Source organism: Micromonospora sp. NPDC047740, assembly GCF_043204735.1.
Lineage (GTDB): Bacteria > Actinomycetota > Actinomycetes > Mycobacteriales > Micromonosporaceae > Micromonospora.
In genome coordinates this window covers 192,830-207,567 of record NZ_JBIDCT010000006.1, presented here as the reverse complement: position 1 = coordinate 207,567, position 14,738 = coordinate 192,830, and the positions used below count along the sequence as shown (strand labels likewise).

Below are 14,738 nucleotides of genomic sequence, written 5' to 3'. Positions count from 1 at the left end.
GGCTAATGTCACATCATGGAGCGGCGAATCTTCGGCCTCGAGACCGAGTACGGCGTCACCTGCACCTATCGCGGGCAGCGCCGGCTGTCCCCCGACGAGGTCGCGCGGTACCTGTTCCGGCGGGTGGTGTCGTGGGGCCGGTCGAGCAACGTGTTTCTGCGCAACGGGGCCCGGCTCTACCTGGACGTGGGCTCGCACCCGGAGTACGCGACGCCGGAATGCGACTCGGTGACCGATCTGGTGGCCCACGACCGGGCGGGGGAGCGGATCCTGGAGGGGCTGCTCGTCGACGCGGAGAAGCGGCTGCACGACGAGGGCATCGCGGGTGAGATCTACCTGTTCAAGAACAACACCGACTCGGCCGGCAACTCGTACGGCTGCCACGAGAACTATCTGGTGTCCCGGCACGGCGAGTTCGGCCGGCTCGCCGACGTGCTGATCCCGTTCCTGGTCACCCGGCAATTGATCTGCGGTGCGGGGAAGGTGCTGCAGACGCCGCGCGGGGCGGTCTACTGCCTGTCGCAGCGGGCCGAGCACATCTGGGAGGGCGTCTCCTCGGCGACCACCCGGAGCCGGCCGATCATCAACACCCGGGACGAGCCGCACGCGGACGCGGAGCGGTACCGGCGCCTGCACGTGATCGTCGGCGACTCGAACATGAACGAGGTGACCACGCTGCTGAAGGTGGGCACCGCGGACATCGTGCTGCGGATGATCGAGGCCGGGGTGGTGATGCGGGATCTGACGTTGGAGAACCCGATCCGGGCGATCCGCGAGGTGTCGCATGACATCACCGGCCGGCGCAAGGTGCGGCTGGCCTCCGGCAAGGAGGTCTCCGCGCTGGAGATCCAGCAGGAATACCTGGCGAAGGCGACGGAGTTCGTGGAGCGCCGGGGCGGGGACCAGACCGCGAAGCGGGTGGTGGATCTCTGGGCGCGGGTGCTGCGGGCGGTGGAGACCGGGGACCTGGACCCGGTGGCCCGGGAGATCGACTGGGTGACGAAGCTGCGCCTGATCGAGCGGTACCAGCGCAAGCACGACCTGCCGCTGTCGCACCCGCGGGTGGCGCAGATGGATCTGGCGTACCACGACCTGCGGCGTGGGCGGGGCCTGTACGGGCTGCTGGAGCGGCGCGGCGAGGTGGACCGGGTGGCCACCGACCCGGAGATCTTCGAGGCGAAGGAGACGCCGCCGCAGACCACCCGGGCGCGGCTGCGGGGTGAGTTCATCCGGCACGCGCAGGAGAAGCGGCGGGACTTCACCGTCGACTGGGTGCACCTGAAGCTGAACGACCAGGCGCAGCGGACGGTGCTGTGCAAGGACCCGTTCCGGGCGTACGACGAGCGGGTGGAGCGGCTGATCGCGAGCATGTGAGGCGGCGGCCGGTGCCGTGGGCACCGGCCGCCCGCTCACGGGTACGCTGGCGTCGCGATGAACACTTCCGAACCCTCCGGCCGCGACCGTGGCACCGAGAAGCTCAACTGGATCGACCGGCGCCGGGAGAAGATCCGCGCTGAGATCGAGCGGAACCGCCGTGGCGAGTACAAGGTGCCGACCTGGGTGCTGGGGGTGGCGCTGGCGCTGATCGTGGTCGGCTGGTTGGCGTTCATCTTCCTCGCCGGCTGAGTCCGGGTCCGGCCGCGCCGGCTGCGGCGGCGGGCGCCGCCCCGAGGCCGGTCAGTTGTACGGCATGCTGGGGAACCAGCCGATGCCGAAGCGGGCGGGCAGTCGCACGTCCCAGTAGACGACGGTGAAGATGCCCAGGGCGACGAGCAGCGCGCCGGTCACCACGGCGGCGCGGCGGGGGTCGGCCATCCAGCGCAGGAAGCGTCCCCGGCTGACCACGACGACGATCGCGAAGATCAGCGTGACGAGCAGGATGTTGCCCAGCGACTGCAGGGTGAAGGCGAGTGCCCCGTAGAGCGGGTTGCCGGTGTCGGCCGCCCAGTGGAACAGCTTGTTGAACATCGGGTAGGGGCGCCCGATGAGGAAGCCGCCGACCAGCGCGCCCATCGTCACCACCCGGCCGACGGGCCGGTGGGCGAAGACGTCGGGGAGCAGGCCGAGCGCGGCGAGCCCGAGGTAGGTCAGCGCCAGGCCGATCACGCCGAACACGACAGACGACTGGATGAGGCGGACCGGGACCCCGCCGACCACGTCGGTGGAGAGTTGGGGGAGCCGGTCGCCGAGCAGGACGCCGATGGCGCCGTAGCCGGCCGAGACCGTGATCATGCCGAGGGCCAGCCAGCCGACGGGACGGAGCAGGGACCGCAGCGGCGCGGCGCTGGCGTGGCGGCCGGACGCCCGGCTCATCGGGCCGACCGAGGCGGCCATGGCGATGTTGCAGGCGGTGAAGGTGCCGGCGAAGCCGGAGACGAACGCGAAGAGCAGCCCGGCGGCGGTGCCGGTGATCGCGGTGGCCTTGGCGTCGTGGCCGAGCACGGTGTTCGCGACGTTGTCGCCGATGACCTTGTCGACCAGCTCGAACGACCACAGGACGGCGAGCAGGACGCCGGCTGCCGCGCTGAGCAGGGCGACCCGGAGGCGGCGCCCGGGGCCGGGTGCCGGGGTGAGGAGTTGGCGTTCGGGGAGCTGTCGCAGGGACATGGCGCCTCGCATTCCGCTACGGGGCCGCGCCGTCCCGCGGCGGGCCCCTGCGGTGACGGGCGGGGAGGCCGGGGTCGATGCGGCCGGGGTCGGATACCTGGACAGGATGGGGGCGGCCGGGCCGGCGGGGCGTCTTCGGCCGTGCGGTCTTCGCGGCTGGTCGGCGAGTGGGCGGTCCGCGGCGGACCGGCCGGCGCCGGGGACAGCGCACGGGGGAAGTTGCCGCCCCGCCCGGGGGCCTGGCAGGTTGCCGGATGGACCGGGTTCGCAGTCGGCCACGGCTGGCTCGGGTGGGAGGCGACGTCATGGCACATATCGATCTTGACTTGGACGAGAAGGCCCACCCGGGCATCAACGGGCCGATGCGGTTCCGTCCCGAGACCGCGAAGCCGCTGAACGCGCTCGCCGAGCAGTTGCTGCGCGCCCCACACCCCACGCTGACCGCAGGCGAACGGGAGCTCATCGCCGCCTACGTGTCCGGCCTGAACGAGTGCACGTTCTGCTGCTCGTCGCACTCGGCGTTCGCGGCCGCCCAGCTGCCGTCCGGGATGCCGCTGGTGGAGCAGGTGCGCCGGGACGTGACCACCGCGCCGGTCAGCGAAAAGCTGCGGGCGCTGCTGCGGATAGCCGGCGCGGTGCAGCGCAGCGGCCGGGAGGTCACCCCCGAGCTGGTCGACGCGGCCCGCGCGGCGGGCGCCACCGACCTGGAGATCCACGACGCGGTGCTGATCGCCGCGGCGTTCTGCATGTACAACCGGTACGTCGACGGCCTGGGCACCTGGGCGCCGCAGGACCCGGCGGCGTACGAGCGGTCCGCCGCGCACATCGTCGCGCACGGCTACGGCGCGAGCTGAGCGTCGGTCCGCCGCCGGCCGGACGGCTCAGCCGAGCAGGCGGGCCGCGTGCCGGCCGGCGGCGGCCGCGGCCAGGAAGTAGGCGTGGTCGGCGTCCAGGCCGCGGCCCATGGTCGACAGGCCGACCGGGCTGGCCCGCAGCGCCGCGTCGAGCCCGTCCGTGGCCACGGTGACGATCCGGTGCCGGTCGGCGAGCGGGGCGAGGGCCTGGTCCACCTCGGCGGCCAGGGCCGGGTCGAGGCGGTCCGGCACGACCAGCTCCGCGGCGGCGAGGGCCACCCGGCCGTACGCGGTGAGGCTGTGGTGGGAGACGCCGCGGTGCCGAGAGCGCGGATCGGCGTCGGAGATGCGCAACGAGCCGACCGCCCGGCCGCCGAGGGTGGCGACCGCGTTGACCGCCTCGCCGACGGCCACCCCGGAGAAGCCCCAGCGGGTGCCGGTGCCCAGGTTGCCCGGCCCCTGGGCGACGATCGCGAGGTCGGCGTGCAGCACGTGCCGGGCGGCGAGCAGCCCGCTGTGCAGGGTGCTGGCCTCCAGGTCGCCGCCGAACGCCTGGCCGACGCTGACCGTGCCGGCGAGGTGGTCGGCGAGCCCGGCGAGGGTGCGGGAGAACCAGGCCGGCAGCGCCCCGCCGTCGGTGAGCAGGTAGGCCACCCGGGCGTGCGGGGCGTCGGCGTGGACGCCGGCGAGGATCGCCGGCAGGGCCGAGTGCAGGTCGGCGGTGACCACCGGCATCCCGTGCAGGCTGTCCGCGGCGGCCAGCACCGCGTGGTGCGGGGAGGCCTCCTCGTCGACGCCGAGCAGGATCGGTTGCAGCGGGGTGTAGCGGGCCTTGACCAGGTGGCCGGCGCCGCGGCTGTCGGCGGCCTGCGGCGGGTCGGCGGGGAGCCGGTCGGGCAGGGCCACGACCAGGGCGTATCCGCCGGTGCCGAGGCCCATCAGCAGGGCGCCGGCGTTGAGCAGCACCCGGTCGCCGGGTTCCGGGTCGCCGACCAGCGCCGGGTAGGCCAGGGCACGCATCCGGCCGCCGTCGGGCAGGTCGACGTCGAGTTCCGTCGCGCCGGCCCACCGCCGCCGTACCGCCGTGACCGTGCCGGACCGCCATCGCACCATGCCCAGGAAACTATCGGCCGTCGGCGGGCCGGGGCGCGTCCGGGTGGCCCGGCGCGCGTCAGAAGGTGTCGGTCTGCTGGTCCACGGGCCGGTCGCCCTCGTTCTGGGTACGCCGGGCCCGGCCGCGGTCGGTGCCGGGCATGGACCGGGTGGGGTCGAGGAAGACGTACCCGATCTCGGGGTAATGCTCGGTGAGCCGCCGCTCGGCCTCGTCGGCGGCGGCCTCGATGTCGGCGCCGGTGGCGTCGTTGTGGAAGTCGACCTTGGCGGCGACCAGGATGTCGTCCGGGCCGAGCACCATGGTCATCAGCGTGTGGACCCGGTCCACGGTGGGCAGCGAGGCCAGCTCGTGCTCGATCTTCCGGTGCACGCGCTCGGAGACGGCCCGGCCCACCAGCAGCGAGATGTTGCTCCGGGCCAGGATGGCGGCGACCACCAGCAGCAGCACGCCGATCAGGATCGAGGCGATCCCGTCGTAGAGTTCCTCGCCGGTGAGTTCGGACAGCCCGAGGCCGACGCCGGCGATGAGCAGGCCGATGAGGGCGGCGGTGTCCTCCAGGAAGACGGCCTTGACGGTGGTGTCGGCGGTCAGGCGCAGGTAGCGGCGGGGGGTGGCCCGCCAGCGGCGGGACTCGCGACGGATCTGCCGGACCGCCCGGGTCAGGGACACCGACTCCACCACGAAGGAGACCACCAGCACGACGTACGACGCCAGGTAGTTGCCGCTGTGCTGGTGCACGAGGATGGTGGTGACGCCGTGGGTGATGGCGAAGCCGGCGCCCACCACGAAGGTGAACAACGCGGCGAGGAACGCCCAGACGTAGCTCTCCTTGCCGTACCCGAACGGATGCCGGGTGTCGGCGGGCCGAGCCCCGCGGCGCAGCGCCAGGTAGAGCAGCACCTCGGTGGTGGTGTCGGCGACCGAGTGGGCGGCCTCGGAGAGCATCGCCGCCGACCCGGAGAGCAGGCCGGCGATGGCCTTGGCGACCGCGATGGCGAGGTTCGCCGAGCCGGCCAGGATGACCGTGCCGACGCTCTCGCGCTTGACTTCCGCTTCCGCCATGCGCTCACCATATGGCCGGTGTCGGCGCTGCGCCGGTCGAGCGGGACGGCCCGCGTCGGGCGGGGCCCGGCCGCCTCGGGTGCGGCGTTCCGCGCGGCGCGCCCGCGTGGGTGCACGCCCAGGACGCGCGGGCTGCTAGCGTTCACACGTGTCCCGGACCCGTACCGAACGCCTGGTCAACCTGGTGATCTGCCTGTTGTCGACGCGACGGTTCCTCACCGCCGCCCAGATCGCCGCGACCGTGCCCGGCTACGAGCACGACCCGGACGACGCCAAGGACCACGAGGCGTTCCAGCGCAAGTTCGAACGGGACAAGGCTGAGCTGCGCGAGCTGGGGGTGCCGCTGGAGACGGGCACGGCCAGCGTCTTCGACGCCGAGCCCGGCTACCGGATCGCCCCCCGCGAGTACGCCCTGCCCGACATTCCACTCGAACCGGACGAGGCCGCCGCCGTCGGCATCGCCGCGCGGCTGTGGCAGCACGCCGGCCTGGCCGCCGCCGCCTCGTCGGGGCTGGCGAAGCTGCGCGCCGCCGGCATCGACGTGGACCCGCAGGCCACCCTGGGCCTGGAGCCGATGGTCACGGTCGACCCGGCGTTCGCCCCGCTGACCGCCGCCGCCCGGGACCGGCGGGAGGTCAACTTCGACTACCGGGTGCCGGACCGGGACGCCCCGACCCGCCGCCGGCTGCAGCCGTGGGGCGTGGTCTGCTGGCGCGGCCGGTGGTATGTGGTCGGCCACGACCTGGACCGCGAGGCGGCCCGCTGCTTCCGGCTGTCCCGGGTGGTGGGCACGGTCCGGGTGACCGGCCAGCCCGGGGCGTACGAGCCGCCCGCCGGGGTGGACCTGATCAGCCACGTGGCCCGCTGGTCCGGGCCGGTGGAGCGGACCGGCCGGGCCACCGTGCTGGTCGCCCCCGGCCGGGCGGCCGGGCTGCGCCGCTGGGCGGTGGAGATCAGCTGCGGGCCGGACGGCGACCGCCTGGTCCTGCCGTACGCCGACGCGGACTACCTGGCCGGCCAGGTGGTCGGCTACGGCCCGGACGCCCGGGTGCTGGAGCCGCCGGAGGTCCGCGAGGCGGTCATCCAGCGGTTGAAGGAGATCGCCGCCCGGCACGACGAGCTGGCGGTGGCTGGGGGTGCCCGGTGACCCGCCCGGCGGCCCGCGGTGGCCGCGCCTCGGCGGACCGGCTCGCCCGGCTGCTCAACCTGGTGCCCTACCTGCTCGCCCGCCCCGGCATCGAGATCGCCGAGGCGGCCGGCGATCTGGGGGTGACCGAGCGGCAGCTCCGCGAGGACCTGGAGCTGCTCTGGGTGTGCGGGCTGCCCGGTTACGGCCCGGGCGACCTGATCGACATGGCGTTCGACGGCGACCGGGTGACCATCACCTACGACGCCGGCATCGACCGGCCGCTGCGGCTCACCCCGGACGAGGCGCTCGCCCTGGTGGTGGCGCTGCGGATGCTGGCCGAGACACCCGGGGTGGCCAACCGGGAGGCGGTGGAGCGGGCCCTCGCCAAGATCGAGAGCGCGGCCGGAGACCTCGCCGGCGCCCCGGTGGAGGTGCGGCTGCCCGGCGACACCGCCCGGGTGCGTGAGCTGCGGGCGGCCGTGGAGCGGGGCCGGGCGCTGCGGATCACCTACTACACCGCGGCCCGGGACGAGACCACCGAGCGCACCATCGACCCGCTGCGGATGCTGATGGTCGGCGGCCGGGCGTACGTGGAGGCGTGGTGCCGCCGCGCCGAGGCGGTCCGGCTGTTCCGGGCCGACCGGATCGACGCGGTCACCGAGCTGGACGAGGCGGCCGTGGTGCCGCCGCAGGCCCGCCCGCACGACCTCAGCGACGGGGTGTTCCGGCCCTCGGCCGACCTGCCGCTGATCACCCTGCGGGTCGGCCGGGGCGAGCGGTGGATCACCGAGTACTACCCGTGCGAGCGGGTGGAGGCCGACGGTGAGCAGTGGCTGGTGTCGCTGCGGGTCACCGACCTGGGCTGGGCGCGGCGGTTCGTGCTCGGGCTCGGCCCGGACGTCACCGTGGTCGCCCCGGCCGAGCTGGCCGAGCAGGTCCGCGCCCAGGCGGCCGCCGCGCTCGACGCGTACGCGACGCCGGTGGATCGCGCCAACCCGGCGGTGGCCGGCCGCACCCAGTAGGCTGACCGCCGTGGTGACGTGGATCGTGCTCGGGGTCGTGCTGTTCCCGCTCCTCGTGCTGGCCCTGGCGGTCCGGCCGGTGCTGGCGCGGCTGCCCCGACTGCGCCGGGCGGCGGTGGCCCTGCAGCGCCGCCAGGCCGAGGCGGAGGCGATGCGGTCGGTCGCCGAGGAACTCCAGAGCCGCGCCGAGGGCCTCCAGGAGCGGCTGACCGTCACCCAGGAACGGCTGGCGTTGATCAAGGCCAGGCGCGGAAAGTGATCGACGGCGGTCGGTTTGGCGGGCGCTAGCTGCGCGGTCCCGGGCGGTTCCGCGCACGATCGCGCCGCCGCAGGTGGTTGACGGGACACTTCGGGTTGGTCGAGACTTCACCGACCGGGCCCGCACCGGCAGGCCCGTCAGGGTGGCAAGGCCCTTCGACCCACGTACGATGGGCTGCGACCACCCCTGACCGACATTTGAACGACTGGAGCTTCCCATGGGTGCCCTCAAGCCGTGGCACATCGCCGTACTCGTGGTCGTGCTGATCCTGCTGTTCGGCGCGAAGCGGCTCCCCGACGCGGCCCGTTCGCTGGGCCGCTCGCTGCGGATCATCAAGGCGGAGACCAAGAGCCTGCACGACGATGACCGCGACCTGGCGGAGAAGGCCGACGCGCAGGCCGGCTACCAGCCGCTCCCGCCGAACCCGGCCCAGCAGCAGCAGTACGCGCCGCAGCAGCCCCCGCAGCAGCAGTACGCGCCGCAGCCGCAGCAGCCGGTCGACCCGGTGCAGCGCGTCCGCGAGAACTGATCCGGAGGGCCCACCACCGTGGCCTTCGCGTTGAAGAAGCGCGGCCCGAGCAACTTCGAGCGGGCCTCCGACGGCTCGATGACGCTCATGGAGCACATCCGTGAGCTGCGGAACCGGCTGTTCCGGGCGTCGTTGGCGATCGTCGCCGGCCTGGCCGCCGGCTTCTGGCTCGCCGACCCGGTGTTTCTGGTGCTCAAGCGGCCGTACTGCCGGCTGCCCGGCACAACGGACGCGCTGGGGCACTGCCAGGACCTGCTGGCGCTGGCGCCGACGACCGGTTTCCTCCTGAAGCTGAAGCTGGCGCTCTGGCTCGGCCTGATCATCGGCGGGCCGGTCTGGCTCTATCAGCTCTGGGCCTTCATCGCCCCGGGTCTACACCGTCACGAACGCAAGTGGGCGTACGTCTTCGTGGCGATCGCCGCGCCGCTGTTCGCCGCCGGCGCCGTGCTGGCCTACTTCGTGGTCGACAAGGGCCTCGGGTTCCTGATGGAGTCCGGGGTGGGCGGGCTGTCCAACCAGTTCGAGGTCAGCGCGTACATTTCGTTCGTCACGAACATGATCCTGCTGTTCGGGGTGGCGTTCGAGTTCCCGCTGATCCTGCTCATGCTCAACTTCACCGGGGTGGCCAGCGCCCGGCGGCTGCTGAGCTGGTGGCGCGTGGTGATCTTCGTGTCGTTCGCGTTCGCGGCGATCGCCACCCCGGACCCGGGTCCGTTCGGCATGACGCTGCTGGCGGCCGCGCTCTCCCTGCTCTACTTCGTCGCGGTCGGCGTGGCCTTCCTCAACGACAAGCGGCGTGGCCGGGGCCGGGAGATGTACGCGGGCGTCGCCGACGACGAGGTGTCGCCGCTGGACCTGTCCACCGAACCGATCGAGGCCGGAACGCGCGTCGACGCCTCCGCCCCGATCGGAACGCCCGAACCGATCGACGCGCCGGCGCCGATCGAGCGCCGCTACGACGACATGACCTGACCTGACCGGATCGCTTGCCGCAGGTACACCGGAACGCCGTCCCTGGCCGGGGACGGCGTTCCGCGTATCGGGGCTGTGTCGCAGGTCCACCCTGCCCGCCCGCGCCGACGACGGCAACCGGGTATCCGGGGCGGCCCGGGTGGGCGGATACTGGCCGCCGTGATCGACGACCGCCCGCCGCGCCGCCCCGACCTCGCCTCGGCGCTGCGTTTCCTCATCGAACTGGTCGCCTGGGTCGCCACGCCGTGGGCGCTCGCCCCACACTCGGTGGCACTGGCGGTCGCCTCGGTGCTGGTACTGATCGGCCTGCCCACTGTCCTGGCCACCCCGGGGGACAAGAAGCATGCGATCGTGCCGGTGCCCGGGGTGGTCACCGTCGCGCTGGTGGTTTTGCAACTGGTCGCCGCCGCGGTCTCGGCGTGGTTCGCCTGGCCGCGGCCGGTCGCCGTGGCGGTGGCCGCGCTGGCTCTTGCGACCGTGGTCACCGAACTGCCCCGCTGGCGCCGGCTTGCCCCGCTCGGCCGCGACGGCCGCCCGTCGGGCCGATCCGCGTAGCGGGCGGCATCAGGCCACCCGCCGGACGGCTCCTTCCGGTGGCGGCGGCACGGCGTCCGGGTGCAGGATCGCGGCGATCGCCTCGGCGCCGTCGACCAGGCGCGGGCCGGCCCGCACGATCAGCCCGTCCGCGTCGAGCGCCCAGACCTCCGCGCCGGGAAAGTGCGGAACCACCGTCGCGGCCTGCGCGACCGCCCCGTCCAGGTGGTATCCGCACGGCGCGACCAGCACCACCTCCGGGCGGGCCGCCTGGAGCGCCGGCCAGGTGGTCGGCGTCGACCGGGTGCCCGGGTGGGCGGCCACCGGTTCCCCGCCGGCCACCCGGACCAGGTCCGGGATCCAGTGCCCGGCGCCGAACGGCGGATCCACCCACTCCACCACCGTCACCCGCCGCCGGGGCCGGCCGGCCACCGCCGCGCCGACCGCCGCGAGCCGCGTGCGCAGGCCGTCCACCAGCGCCTCCGCCCGGTCGGGCACCCGGGCCGCCGCGCCGACGGCCCGGATCGTGCCGAGCACGTCCGGCAGCGTGTACGGGTCGAGCGACAGCACCTCCGCCCGGCAGCCCAGGTGGGCCACGGCGTCCGCCACCCGCCCGGAGGGCAGCGCGCAGACCCGGCACAGGTCCTGGGTGAGGATCAGGTCGGGGTCCAGCCCGGCCAGGGCGCCCGCGTGCAGGGTGTAGAGGTCCGCGCCGGCGGCGAGCTGCGCCCGCACGTACGTGTCGATCTCGCCGGGGCTCATGCCGCGGGTGTCCCGGCCGCCCACCACCACCGTCGTGCCGGCCCGGTACGCGGCCGGCACCGCGCACTCGAAGGTGACCCCGACCAGTTCGTCCCCGAGGCCGAGCGCGTAGCCGATCTCGGTGGCGGAAGGTAGCAGGGACACGATGCGCATCCCGCCATCCTGCCCGCCCGCACCACGCCGGCGGCACCGCCCCGCAGTTCCGACGATCCGGGCGTCCGGCCCGGACCTCGGCGATAGTCTGAGGCGGCGCCGGAGCAGGATCCGGTCGCGTCCGTCGTCGCCGCCGCTGGGCCGCACCACCCGCCGGGCCGCCCGGTGCGACGGCCCTCTCCTGGGAGGCGTGCGGTGTCCGATCCGATCGAGGCGTACTTCGCGCAGCTCGCCCGTCGGCCTCCGGAACGGCTGCACCGCCGCACCGCCGGCACGGTCCGGTTCGAGCTGGACGGGCCCGACGGCGTCGACGTCTGGCATCTGACCATCGCCGACGGCCGGGTCACGGTGTGCCGCGAGCGGCGCGACGCCGACACGGTCTTCCGCACCGACCGGGACTTCTTCGCCCGGATGGCCCGCGGCGAGGCGAAGCCCCTCCCGGCATGGCTGCGCAACGACATCACCGCCGAGGGGCGGTTCCGTTTCGTGATCCTGCTGGAGCGCCTCTTCCCCGCGCCGGCCGGGGGACGCCACCCGCGGGCCGTGGCGGGCGGACGTGGGGAGCGCGGATGACGTCGAACCTGGTCCGCGTGATGGACGGCAACATCTTCGTGCTCAGCGAGGACAACGGCGACATCGAGGCGACGCCCAGCAACCCCAGCGGCTTCTTCGACTTCGACACCCGGTTCCTGTCGCTGTGGCGACTCACCCTGGACGGCGACCGCCTGCACCCGCTGTCCCTCGCCGAACGGGACCATGTCACGCTGCGCTTCTTCCTCGTGCCGGGCGCCCCGACCCACTACGTGGACGCCAAGTCCTCGGTGATCCGGGAACGCTCCATCACCGGTGGCGTGTTCGAGGAGCGGCTGACCGTGCTCAACCACGACCGGGTGCCGGTGGACTTCACCGTACGGCTGGACGTGGCGAACGACTTCGCGCCGATTCGCGCCATCGATCAGGAGCGCATTCCGCCGGGGCGGTTCTACCAACGGATCGAGGAACGCCGCCTGCGCCTCGGCTACCGGCGGGAACGGTTTCAACGCGAGACGGTGGTCTCGAGCAGCGAGCCGGCGCGGATCGATGAGCGCGGGCTGACGTACGCGGTGCGGGTGGCTCCCAAGCAGGGCTGGACGACCACGCTGCGGGTGCGGTCGCTGGTGCCACGCCCCGACGGCCGGGACGTCCGGGAGGTGTTCGAGGGGCGACCCCGGCGCAGCGCCGCCGAGCGGCACCAGGACCTGACGGCGTGGGTGGACCGGGCGCCCCAGCTCTGCTGCGACTGGGACGCGCTGACCGACGCCTATCGGCGCAGCCTGGTGGACCTGGCGTCGCTGCGGTATTCGCCGCTGACCCTGCCGGACGAGGCGATGCCCGCCGCCGGCCTACCGTGGGTCGCCACTATCACCGGGCGGGATGCCATCCTGACCAGCTTCGAGGCCCTGCCGGTGGCTCCGGAACTGGCCACCGCGACGCTGCGGATGCTCGGCATCGACCAGGGCTCGGTGCTGGACGACTTCCGCGACGAGGAGCCGGGCAAGATCCTGCGCGAGTTCCGCTACAGCGAGCTGGCGGCCTTCGAGGAGCGGCCGGACTCCCCGTACTTCGGCAGCGCCGATACCACGCCGCTCTATGTGATCCTGCTCGACGAGTGCGAGAAGTGGACCGGCGACGCGGACCTGGTGCGGGAGTACGAGCACGAGGCCCGCGCGGCGCTGCACTGGATCGACGAGTACGGCGACCTCCTCGGCGACGGCTACATCCGGTACCTGCGGCGCAACGAGCAGGCCGGGCTGGAGAACCAGGGCTGGAAGGACTCCCCGGAGGCGATCTGCCACGCCGACGGGCGGCTGGCCGCGCCGCCCGTGGCCCTCTGTGAGCTGCAGGGGTACGCGTACGACGCGAAGCTGCGCGGGGCCCGGATGGCCCGGGAGTTCTGGGGCGACCCGGTGTACGCCGAGCAGTTGGAGCGGGAGGCGGCCGCCCTGCGGGAGCGCTTCGACCGGGACTTCTGGATCGCCGACCGGGGTTACTACGCGCTCGCCCTAGACGGCGACGGCCGGCAGGTCGACGCGCTGGCGTCCAACATGGGCCACCTGCTGTGGAGCGGGATCGTGCCGCCGGAGCGGGCCGGGCAGGTCGCCGAGCACCTGCTCGGCCCGCGGCTCTTCTCCGGCTGGGGCGTGCGGACCCTCGCCGAGGGGCAGGCGCGGTACAACCCGCTCGGCTACCACGTCGGCGCCGTGTGGCCGTTCGACAACGCGCTGATCGCCTGGGGGCTGCGCCGGTACGGGCTTGTCGCGGAGGCCGGCCGGATCGCCGAGGCCATGATCGACGCGTCCCGGTACTTCCAGGGCCGGTTGCCGGAGGCGTTCGCCGGTTATCGCCGCGAGCTGACCCGCTACCCGGTGCGCTACCCGACGGCGAACAGTCCGCAGGCGATGGCGACCGGTACCGTCTTCCTGCTGTTGCGCGCCCTGCTCGGGCTGGAGCCGTCCGGGGAACACCTGCTGATGTCGCCGTCGGTGCCACCCCGGTTCGGCCGGGTGGAACTGCTCGACGTGCCCGGACGGTGGGGCCGGATCGATGTGATCGGCATCGGGTTGGCCCGCCCTCGGCCCTGACCGCCCCGCCGCCCCAGGGTCCGCCGACCCCCGCTTAGCCTCACCTGGCTGCGCCGTGGTTCCCCGGGCGGCGTGGCCGGGCGGTGAGCACGGGTTTCTCCCCTGGTGAGCGGGGTGGGTCGTGCCGTACGGTGCTCGCCGTGACCGCGCACGATCTTGTTCCCCTCGGCCCCGTCGCCGTGCTGGCCAATCCGACCGCCGGCCGTGGGCGGCACCGTGGCCTGCTGCCCGGGCTGGTGGATCGGCTGGCGGGCGCCGGCCGGCCGGTCCGGCTGCTGGAGGCGGCCACCCCGGACGAGGCCGAGGCGGCCTGCCGCGCCGCGGTCGCCGACGGCGCCGCCGCGCTGGTGGCGGTCGGCGGGGACGGCACGGTGCACCGGGCGTTGCAGGCCGTCGCCGGTACGGCGGTGCCGTTCGGCCCGGTCCCCGCCGGCACGGGCAACGACTTCGCCGCCGACACCGGCTTCCCCGCCGACCCGGTCGCGGCCGTCGAGGTGATCGTCGACGCGTTGCGGGGCGGCCGGACCCACCCCGTCGACCTGGCCCGGCTGACCAGCGCCGACGGTGGCGTCCGCTGGTACGGGGCGGTGCTGGCGGCTGGCTTCGACGCCATCGTCAACGAGCGGGCCAACCGGATGCGCTGGCCCCGCGGGCCCCGCCGCTACGACCTGGCGATCCTGGTCGAGCTGGCCCGGCTGCGGCCGCGCCGCTACCGGCTGCGCCTCGACGGCGTGGAGCACGAGCTGGACGGGGTGCTCGTCGCGGTCGGCAACTGCGCCAGCTACGGCGGCGGCATGCGGATCTGCCCGGATGCCGATCCGACCGACGGGCTGCTGGACGTGGTGGTGGGCGGACGGTTCGACCGGCGCACCCTGATCCGGGTCAAGCCCCGCATCTACCAGGGCACGCACGTCGCGCACCCACTCGTGCGCAGCTACCGGGCCCGTACGGTGGAGCTGGACGCGGCCGGCATCACCACCTACGCGGACGGGGAGCGGGCGTTCGACCTGCCGGTGCGGATCAGCGCGGTGCCGGGGGCGGTGCGGCTGCTTCGCTGACCGGGCCGCCGGGGGTGACCTCGGCGGCCGCTGCCCAGCGGGTCGCCGAGCCGGCGTTGCCC

General features: G+C 74.0%; 16 protein-coding genes. 12 read left to right on the top strand and 4 right to left on the bottom strand.

The genetic code is table 11. The features are described 5' to 3' along the window. Positions 1 to 15 precede the first annotated feature (15 nt). Both pafA and ACGF4F_RS13685 read left to right on the top strand, forming a co-directional pair. Positions 16 to 1,374, top strand: coding sequence for a Pup--protein ligase (gene pafA / locus ACGF4F_RS13690; protein WP_073836760.1), 1,359 nt, complete (start codon positions 16 to 18; stop codon positions 1,372 to 1,374). 57 nt (positions 1,375 to 1,431) lie between these two features. Continuing rightward, positions 1,432 to 1,626 (top strand): hypothetical protein, encoded by a 195-nt coding sequence (locus ACGF4F_RS13685; RefSeq protein ID WP_073836761.1) that lies wholly within the window; start codon positions 1,432 to 1,434, stop codon positions 1,624 to 1,626. Positions 1,627 to 1,677: 51 nt separating this feature from the next. On the opposite strand, the gene ACGF4F_RS13680 is transcribed toward ACGF4F_RS13685, so the two are convergent. Next, a complete protein-coding gene (locus ACGF4F_RS13680) occupies positions 1,678 to 2,607 on the bottom strand; it encodes a hypothetical protein (protein ID WP_393077459.1) in 930 nt (309 codons plus the stop codon). 305 nt (positions 2,608 to 2,912) lie between these two features. Here ACGF4F_RS13680 and ACGF4F_RS13675 point away from each other — a divergent pair, with 305 nt between their 5' ends. Next, positions 2,913 to 3,461: a carboxymuconolactone decarboxylase family protein gene (locus ACGF4F_RS13675; RefSeq protein ID WP_357442481.1), complete on the top strand. Its 549-nt coding sequence runs from the start codon at positions 2,913 to 2,915 to the stop codon at positions 3,459 to 3,461. A gap of 27 nt (positions 3,462 to 3,488) precedes the next feature. On the opposite strand, the gene ACGF4F_RS13670 is transcribed toward ACGF4F_RS13675, so the two are convergent. Both ACGF4F_RS13670 and ACGF4F_RS13665 read right to left on the bottom strand, forming a co-directional pair. After that, the gene (locus ACGF4F_RS13670) at positions 3,489 to 4,574 is read right to left on the bottom strand and encodes a DUF3866 family protein (RefSeq protein WP_393077456.1); all 1,086 of its coding nucleotides are present in this window, start codon (positions 4,572 to 4,574) and stop codon (positions 3,489 to 3,491) included. A gap of 58 nt (positions 4,575 to 4,632) precedes the next feature. Continuing rightward, a complete protein-coding gene (locus ACGF4F_RS13665; RefSeq protein ID WP_357442485.1) occupies positions 4,633 to 5,637 on the bottom strand; it encodes a cation diffusion facilitator family transporter in 1,005 nt (334 codons plus the stop codon). 148 nt (positions 5,638 to 5,785) lie between these two features. Between ACGF4F_RS13665 and ACGF4F_RS13660 the strand changes: the two genes are divergently transcribed. The 6 genes from ACGF4F_RS13660 to ACGF4F_RS13635 all read left to right on the top strand — a co-directional run bounded on the left by ACGF4F_RS13660 (position 5,786) and on the right by ACGF4F_RS13635 (position 10,103). Beyond that, complete coding sequence (locus ACGF4F_RS13660; RefSeq protein WP_357442487.1) at positions 5,786 to 6,784, top strand: WYL domain-containing protein; 999 nt, start codon at positions 5,786 to 5,788, stop codon at positions 6,782 to 6,784. After that, positions 6,781 to 7,788: a YafY family protein gene (locus ACGF4F_RS13655; RefSeq protein WP_357442489.1), complete on the top strand. Its 1,008-nt coding sequence runs from the start codon at positions 6,781 to 6,783 to the stop codon at positions 7,786 to 7,788. Before ACGF4F_RS13660 ends, ACGF4F_RS13655 begins: the two co-directional genes overlap by 4 nt. A 10-nt stretch (positions 7,789 to 7,798) precedes the next feature. Beyond that, positions 7,799 to 8,047, top strand: coding sequence for a hypothetical protein (locus ACGF4F_RS13650; protein ID WP_073836767.1), 249 nt, complete (start codon positions 7,799 to 7,801; stop codon positions 8,045 to 8,047). Positions 8,048 to 8,264: 217 nt separating this feature from the next. Further along, on the top strand, positions 8,265 to 8,576 hold the full coding sequence (tatA, locus tag ACGF4F_RS13645; protein ID WP_357442491.1) for a Sec-independent protein translocase subunit TatA: 312 nt from the start codon (positions 8,265 to 8,267) through the stop codon (positions 8,574 to 8,576). Between the two features lie 18 nt (positions 8,577 to 8,594). Then, positions 8,595 to 9,548, top strand: a complete 954-nt coding sequence (gene tatC / locus ACGF4F_RS13640) for a twin-arginine translocase subunit TatC (protein WP_357442493.1) — start codon at positions 8,595 to 8,597, stop codon at positions 9,546 to 9,548. Between the two features lie 159 nt (positions 9,549 to 9,707). Next, positions 9,708 to 10,103, top strand: coding sequence for a hypothetical protein (locus ACGF4F_RS13635; RefSeq protein WP_357442495.1), 396 nt, complete (start codon positions 9,708 to 9,710; stop codon positions 10,101 to 10,103). 9 nt (positions 10,104 to 10,112) lie between these two features. Here ACGF4F_RS13635 and ACGF4F_RS13630 read toward each other — a convergent pair whose 3' ends face one another. Next, positions 10,113 to 10,997, bottom strand: a complete 885-nt coding sequence (locus tag ACGF4F_RS13630; protein WP_357442497.1) for an ABC transporter substrate-binding protein — start codon at positions 10,995 to 10,997, stop codon at positions 10,113 to 10,115. Between the two features lie 195 nt (positions 10,998 to 11,192). Between ACGF4F_RS13630 and ACGF4F_RS13625 the strand changes: the two genes are divergently transcribed. The 3 genes from ACGF4F_RS13625 (at position 11,193) to ACGF4F_RS13615 (ending at position 14,676) form a co-directional block, all read left to right on the top strand. After that, positions 11,193 to 11,570: an SCP2 sterol-binding domain-containing protein gene (locus ACGF4F_RS13625; RefSeq protein WP_393077449.1), complete on the top strand. Its 378-nt coding sequence runs from the start codon at positions 11,193 to 11,195 to the stop codon at positions 11,568 to 11,570. Continuing rightward, positions 11,567 to 13,618, top strand: a complete 2,052-nt coding sequence (locus tag ACGF4F_RS13620; RefSeq protein ID WP_357442501.1) for a glycogen debranching N-terminal domain-containing protein — start codon at positions 11,567 to 11,569, stop codon at positions 13,616 to 13,618. Before ACGF4F_RS13625 ends, ACGF4F_RS13620 begins: the two co-directional genes overlap by 4 nt. A 131-nt stretch (positions 13,619 to 13,749) precedes the next feature. Continuing rightward, positions 13,750 to 14,676, top strand: coding sequence for a diacylglycerol kinase (locus ACGF4F_RS13615; protein ID WP_357442503.1), 927 nt, complete (start codon positions 13,750 to 13,752; stop codon positions 14,674 to 14,676). Positions 14,677 to 14,738 lie beyond the last annotated feature (62 nt).

Excerpts from the sequence above, each read along its gene's own strand:
- pafA (WP_073836760.1), top strand. The coding sequence starts at position 16 with ATGGAGCGGCGAATCTTCGGCCTCGAGACCGAGTACGGCGTCACCTGC.
- ACGF4F_RS13685 (WP_073836761.1), top strand. The coding sequence starts at position 1,432 with ATGAACACTTCCGAACCCTCCGGCCGCGACCGTGGCACCGAGAAGCTC.
- ACGF4F_RS13680 (WP_393077459.1), bottom strand. The coding sequence starts at position 2,607 with ATGTCCCTGCGACAGCTCCCCGAACGCCAACTCCTCACCCCGGCACCC.
- ACGF4F_RS13675 (WP_357442481.1), top strand. The coding sequence starts at position 2,913 with ATGGCACATATCGATCTTGACTTGGACGAGAAGGCCCACCCGGGCATC.
- ACGF4F_RS13670 (WP_393077456.1), bottom strand. The coding sequence starts at position 4,574 with ATGGTGCGATGGCGGTCCGGCACGGTCACGGCGGTACGGCGGCGGTGG.
- ACGF4F_RS13665 (WP_357442485.1), bottom strand. The coding sequence starts at position 5,637 with ATGGCGGAAGCGGAAGTCAAGCGCGAGAGCGTCGGCACGGTCATCCTG.
- tatA (WP_357442491.1), top strand. The coding sequence starts at position 8,265 with ATGGGTGCCCTCAAGCCGTGGCACATCGCCGTACTCGTGGTCGTGCTG.
- ACGF4F_RS13630 (WP_357442497.1), bottom strand. The coding sequence starts at position 10,997 with ATGCGCATCGTGTCCCTGCTACCTTCCGCCACCGAGATCGGCTACGCG.
- ACGF4F_RS13620 (WP_357442501.1), top strand. The coding sequence starts at position 11,567 with ATGACGTCGAACCTGGTCCGCGTGATGGACGGCAACATCTTCGTGCTC.